This is a genomic window from Neorhizobium sp. T25_13, from assembly GCF_002968675.1.
Lineage (GTDB): Bacteria > Pseudomonadota > Alphaproteobacteria > Rhizobiales > Rhizobiaceae > Neorhizobium > Neorhizobium tomejilense.
This window is the reverse complement of the sequence record NZ_PVBI01000013.1, coordinates 151,941-157,940: the sequence shown is the minus strand read 5'-3', so window position 1 is coordinate 157,940 and position 6,000 is coordinate 151,941. Positions and strand designations below refer to the sequence as shown.

Genomic DNA, 6,000 nt, shown 5'->3' with positions numbered 1-6,000 from the left:
ACAAAAGCGCACCATCGATGACACCTGGCGTCACATCGGCAGACTGGTCGAAACAATCCTGCCCGACGAATGCGCCAACTATCTCACAAATGCAGGATATGCTTCCGTCAAAACATGAACCGCTCTAGAACCCTCCCGCGTGTCACCCTTGATTGCTAACGCCGGGGAAGCACGGCTCGGGGAAGCCGTAGCGTTGGAACGTACTCCGCGCGCCGATTGTCACCCATCAGGTCTAATGCGCCCTAAGCGATCATGCGACATTGAAGCAACAAGCCCGGTGCGAACTGATCACTGTTCGGCAATCCTAAGCAGCGGGATTGCTGGAAGGCCAGTTCAGCACTGGTAGTCTTCCAGGCGCGGCGCGGAGCCAGGTTTGCCGGACTTTATCCAGTCGACCTTGCCGTGAAGAAAGGTCAAGGCTGCATCCAGCGCCGCTTTGCGTTGCTGCAATCTTTCGATTTGCATCTGGAGGACTTCGATGGTCCGTTCCATGGAGTGCTCCCCTGCGCGGTACTCTTCGTTGAGAGCAAGGATTTCTCCAAGCGTATAGCCGAGCGTCTGCTGAAGCCGGATCATCCGAGCGGCGGTCACATCCTCAGGCTTGAACAGTTGGTAAGGATTCGAGCCGCCCTTGAGGCTACGGTCAGGCTTCAGGAGACCTTTGGCGATATAAAACCGGATCGTATCGACGGGGAGTTCCGTCACTTTTGCAAATTCCGAAATCAGCATTTTGAACCCTTGACCATGGAGTGCACTCCACACTTATAGACGGTGCTTGTCGAAATGTGGAGACCAAACATGACAAGCGAAAACACGTCCATGCCTCAAGCTCAACTCGGCCAGGATGGCCCCATGATCGGCGCTCAAGGCCTCGGTTGCATGGGTATGAGCGAATTCTACGGAGAAACCGACACAGCCGAGTCACGGTTGACGCTGGAGAGGGCGATTGAACTCGGGATCAGCATGTTCGATACCGCCGACATGTACGGCGTTGGTGCCAACGAGGAATTTCTGGCTCCCTTCGTCTCGGCCAACCGCGAGCGCATCACGATCGCCACGAAATTCGGCTACAGCCGCACGCCGGAAAGCCCCGACGATTGGAGCATCGACAATCGTCCGGACTTCATCCGGGCAGCCGTTGACCGGTCTCTCCAGCGCCTCGGCGTCGACGTGATCGACCTCTATTACATGCATCGCCGGACCGACAGCGTGGCGCTGGAGGATTCCATCGGTGCCATGGCCGATCTGGTCAAAGCGGGAAAGGTGAAGTGGCTCGGTTTGTCCGCTGTCAGCGCGGCCGAGCTGCGCGCGGCGCATGCCATTCATCCCATCGCGGCGCTGCAATCGGAATGGTCAATCTTCACGCGCGACATCGAACAGGACGTGGTCCCGGCCGCGGCCGAACTCGGGGTAACGGTGGTGCCCTACTCCCCGCTTGGGCGCGGCATGCTAACCGGCCGAGCTTTCGTAACATCCCTGACCAACACCGACGCGCGCCAGTATTTCCCGAGGTTCTCAGACGAGAACCGTGCGGCAAACATGCTGCTGGTCGCAAAGATCGAGGACATCGCGTCGGCGCGCGGCGTTTCGGCGGCGCAAATTGCGCTTGCCTGGCTTTATGCTCAAAGTCGCAAGCTCAAGGTGAAAACGGTACCGATTCCGGGAACGCGGAAGCGCAGCCGTCTCTTGGAAAACGTCGCGGCGGCGTCCATGATACTGACCGTGCCGGAGATGGAAAGACTCGCGCCACTCGCCTCCGCAGTCCAGGGGATCACCGTATAGACGACCTGCCAACAAGCGTCGCCGGTGGCGGCGCTGCAATCTCTCCGAACGGCCGCGTCACCGCTCCTCTCGCGGCGTCGTTTTCGCTCGAAGTTTGCGCAAACAGTGGATCGCCAATGACTGGCTTGAAGGGATGAAGCCGACCTCAATCAGTCCGTTTTCAGCAATTAACGTTGGCGGTAGTCGGGTACACGATCTCAGTTAGTTTTGCGGAACGTTTGAACGCGTCTATGGCAAGACATCTTCCGGTAGCGTCGCTCATCGGCTATCGGCATCAGCACAGCGTCAAGACGGCTCGACAGATGTATCGACTATATCACCCGACTGCCGGCGGTGACCGGCTCTCCATCCAGCAAGGTCCTCACTCGGCGCCTTTTGAGCATTCCCGACCTTACTGGCATCTACCCGACAAAACTTCTAACCAGCCTGTCGACAGCTATTCGCACGCGCTGCGTCGAACGGCTTGCGGATCACACAAGTGACTGGCTGATAGTCGATGATGACTTTGCGGTCGTCGAGTGGCGACGCCTGATTCTGTTAGCCGGCGGCCATGGCCGATTGATCGAGTGCCTTGCGACAGGCCTCGATAAACGGAAACAATTGCATGTGCGGAGATATCGCCGGAAGCCGGTCGCCGACCTGGCGGCGTTTTTGCAGGCCTACCTCCGGATCACCCAAGTCCCCTTTGGGGCAAGGCCAAATTCGCCACCTCGGCGACAGGATCCGGATGTTAGTTGAACCCGCTTGCAATCTTCTTGGCTTCTTCCCTCGGCGCATCGAGCTACGCGGAGGCAATCTGTCAGCAGCGTAAATTGCAGTCCCTCACATGCATCGACGAGGCAATCGGTCGTAATCCGACGCGCCTCCTGGAAATGCATCAAAAAGCCTTGAAGCCTTGGCGGTATTGTCTTGAAAGTGGTGGCAGCTGTAGCGGCGGGTATAACGGCTTGTTCCTGGGAGCCAGCATGAAAATATCTGTTTTGCCGATCTTGCTCGCTGCAATGATAGCTATGCCCGCGACCGCCAACGGAGCTGAGACCAGCGTCGATCTGTTCGTCTCCCATTGTTTGCGAGAAGGACCAAAGTTCGAGGCAACGCTGTCGAAGGCGCGGCAGGAGGGATGGGCTCCACTGGCAGCAGACATGGTCATGGCCTTTACGCCAGTCGATGATCCTATCGCGATCGAGAGTTGGACGATCGGCGATGGCGAAAGAACCCCGTTCGAGGCCCTGGTCGTCTACAGGGCGATGGTGGGGAAGAGAACGGTCGAAGGCTGCACGACTGCCTCTGCCGGGAGCGACGCGAGGGCAGCCGAGAAAGGTCTGACGGGCCTGGTCCAGGCCAGGCTTCTCGGGGAGGAGCAAGGCCAGGATACGATCTACAGGCGCTATTCGGCCAACGTCGCGGGACGCGACATTGCCATCACGCTCACCCTGCCCCGCTATCCTCGTGGAACTGATCAGGTCCTGGCCAGCGCAGTCGCGGAAGAGTTGGTGGAGAACTAGATGCTTCACGAGTGTGAAACAGCACCGACGGTTGACCCCGTTCGACAAGGCAGTAAGTGCCTAACTTTAATTCACAGTCGCCGCGATCAGAGCGCGACGGACTGCTGGAAAGTCATGATCAATCAGGCCCCCTAATGCACCCTAGCGGTCACAGGCCTTCGGGGAATATCCCGCAAGCCCGGCGATCGGTTCGGGAGACTTTTCAGGCTCGTCTTGGATGACCAGTTGAGATTACCGATGCACAGCGGTCCCTCTGGCTTCTGTGGAATGTGTCCGACACGGTCAAGTGACTTGGGCGTGTGATCAGCATCGCATAAAGGTGATATCGCGCCACCTTAAAATGCATCACTCCATGATATAGAATAGCCCGCAGTCCTACCAATCTGGAAGCCTGAGCCGGTGAGACTGCCACGAGTAACAGGATGCCTATATGCTGGTCGTGTTGCGCTCGCATTCAAGGCGGCCGCGCGAGGCATCGAAGATACTTTCGGCTGGCTTGTTCTGTGGTGGCCTTTGGCGCCGACGTCGATGTTCATTGGGGCCACATGTATAGCTGTCTTCAGCCGAGGCGGGGATACCTTTGCTGTCAGGTTTGCTGCCGGTCTCGTGACGATCACCTTCTACTTCGTGGCTATCTTCGGGAGCCTGCTCAGCGCCGTCTTCTTTGCAGGCGTGACCTGGAAGCTTTCGCAAAAGTCTGGCGCCTTACGACGGCCGAAGCAACGCTCTAGCATGAACTTCGACACGATCTTCTGGCTGCTTGGGAGTATCATTACTGCCCTATGGCTCGCTCCCCTCACGCTGGCCACGGCCCATATCCCGGTTGTCAGTGATCAGATGCTACCCTTCTGACAAGCCTATCCCGGAGTTCGCCGCATGACGCTATTCTATCTCACCCAAGTCGCGCAGTTTCGACAGCGACTCGGCCAGTAAGGGCTGATTGGCCAACAAGCCTTCGACATGGATTCTTGCGAGCGCCTCAAGGAGGCCCTCCCCTCTCGGCGTCAATCCGATCAAGACACTTCGTCTGTCATTTTCGGAGGGCATTCGATTTGCGAGACCAGCCAACGAGAGGCGGTCGACGAGCTGTACTGCACCGTGAGGCTGCATCAACATCTGCTCTGACAACTCCCTCATCATTATGCGCCCGCCGTCCGCCGTCTTGATCACCAGCATTGCCTGGTATTGCTGAGATGTGACCTCGGCCTCCGCGAGTGCTGCTTCGCTGAGTGCCAGGAAACGACGCATCGCGAGCCGGAACCCGGCCAGCGCGCCGTACAAGCCAGGAGGCAATTCCTTTTTCAAGTCAACTTCTTCTGTACTGGGCATCCAAAAACCTTTTATTGAATCACGCTGTGATATATAATTCCGGTGTCCGCGATAGGGAGGACGGTTCGCGTGCGCGCGGCGGATGTACTCGGCATGGTCCGCCTCGAGCACAATGTCCGTTGCGCGCGCGCGAATCATAGATTGTCTAGGCGGCGACAGTAAGAGGGGGCTATTGAACGTGGGGAGAGTTTCAGCTGGATGCGGAGAGGAGCCATTGCCTGCGCTCAAGGCCCGCAATCGGCCGACTTCGCAACAAGGTCTTGGCGCGACGCTTCAGGAGAACCAGCCCAGTGGATACACGATGGATGACCTCCTTGGTAACGTCGGCGGAGACGGCCCGATGATGTCCGACCTGCCTCAACCATGAGAACGGAGGGGTTAAACCCTGATGAGAGGCCGACAGGAGAGGAGGTTGCGGTGGCAATTTCGGAACTCAACGGGGTCGAGAAGCAACTGCTTGGAGTAATCGGTCGCGGACATCGAGATCGTCGATTGCGAGTTTTCCACCGTGGAGAGATCTACTGCACCGCTCCGTTCACTTGGGCCGAGCTGTCCGCTCACGTCAGAGCCTCGCATGAGCTCCAGGACGCGATCAGCTTCCAGCCAGAACAACGCTCTTACGATCTCCTCCTGCGTGAAGTTCGCCTTGGCCAGGGCGACTGTCAGCTGGCGCAGATTGACAGGCGCGGCGGGCGTCGCATGGATAGATCGGAGATAGTTTATGACCGCCGCTCTGGTTTCTTCACGTCGATTCATCAGTTACACCTCCTTGTGCTTTCGCGCCCTGCCCTTCAACAGCCTGCGCCTACTTTCGCTAACGTTTTGGCCGGTCCGGCGAACTCGCTCCGCGGCCGGGAAACGTTAGGGTTTTCGTAGGGTTGGGATAAAAGCGTGGTCCAACAATTCGAACGCGCTTGCCTATCACGTCGGTGATGTACGTGGCCTCTTTGGCCTTCAACGCAGGAGGTCTCTGCAGGGGGTTTGGCGCTGCAGCCTGCGCGCTGCCTGCCCATATCAGCATCAAGGCAAGAACCAGCCAGGGCGCATCGCCTATTCGCCCGATCCACATACCTTCACTTTTGGAAATGTAAAACTGCAAGGCCGCGTTCAACAAGCTTCGTCACTCCTGATGAAGATGCAAATGCCTCATTCACTCACTGCCCGGATTTGACCGAGGGCGGGCTGATTAGGTTTTACGCCGTGATGGAGCCTCATCTCGTTCGTGAGATCCAGCACCACCCTCTTCGGTCGTTGCCCCTCACGGTGCATGAGAAAAACAATCACGCAGCGCCCCTTCACGGATGTGACCGACAAAACCTGGCCGGGGGTCCGATCCATCACGCTCTTGGCAGAGTCCGCACAGTTCGAGGTTTCTCCAGCAACG

At 57.9% G+C, this 6,000-nt stretch carries 5 protein-coding genes and 1 pseudogene; 3 read left to right on the top strand and 3 right to left on the bottom strand.

Annotated features, from left to right (window positions below; all coding sequences use genetic code 11):
• Window positions 1-118: pseudogene (locus C5J22_RS25255) on the top strand (IS630 family transposase); the annotation flags it as partial.
• A gap of 215 nt (window positions 119-333) precedes the next feature.
• On the opposite strand, the gene C5J22_RS25250 reads toward C5J22_RS25255, so the two are convergent.
• On the bottom strand, window positions 334-729 hold the full coding sequence (locus tag C5J22_RS25250) for a MerR family transcriptional regulator (protein WP_105440467.1): 396 nt from the start codon (window positions 727-729) through the stop codon (window positions 334-336).
• Between the two features lie 69 nt (window positions 730-798).
• Here C5J22_RS25250 and C5J22_RS25245 point away from each other — a divergent pair, with 69 nt between their 5' ends.
• Window positions 799-1,782: an aldo/keto reductase gene (locus tag C5J22_RS25245; RefSeq protein WP_105440466.1), complete on the top strand. Its 984-nt coding sequence runs from the start codon at window positions 799-801 to the stop codon at window positions 1,780-1,782.
• Window positions 1,783-2,516: 734 nt separating this feature from the next.
• Window positions 2,517-3,287, top strand: a complete 771-nt coding sequence (locus C5J22_RS25240) for a hypothetical protein (protein ID WP_105440465.1) — start codon at window positions 2,517-2,519, stop codon at window positions 3,285-3,287.
• Window positions 3,288-4,169: 882 nt separating this feature from the next.
• Here the strand turns inward: C5J22_RS25240 and C5J22_RS25230 are convergent.
• Together C5J22_RS25230 and C5J22_RS25225 are read right to left on the bottom strand one after the other, a co-directional pair.
• The gene (locus tag C5J22_RS25230) at window positions 4,170-4,616 is read right to left on the bottom strand and encodes a MarR family winged helix-turn-helix transcriptional regulator (RefSeq protein WP_105440481.1); all 447 of its coding nucleotides are present in this window, start codon (window positions 4,614-4,616) and stop codon (window positions 4,170-4,172) included.
• A 378-nt stretch (window positions 4,617-4,994) separates the two neighbouring features.
• On the bottom strand, window positions 4,995-5,372 hold the full coding sequence (locus C5J22_RS25225) for a hypothetical protein (protein ID WP_105440463.1): 378 nt from the start codon (window positions 5,370-5,372) through the stop codon (window positions 4,995-4,997).
• Window positions 5,373-6,000 lie beyond the last annotated feature (628 nt).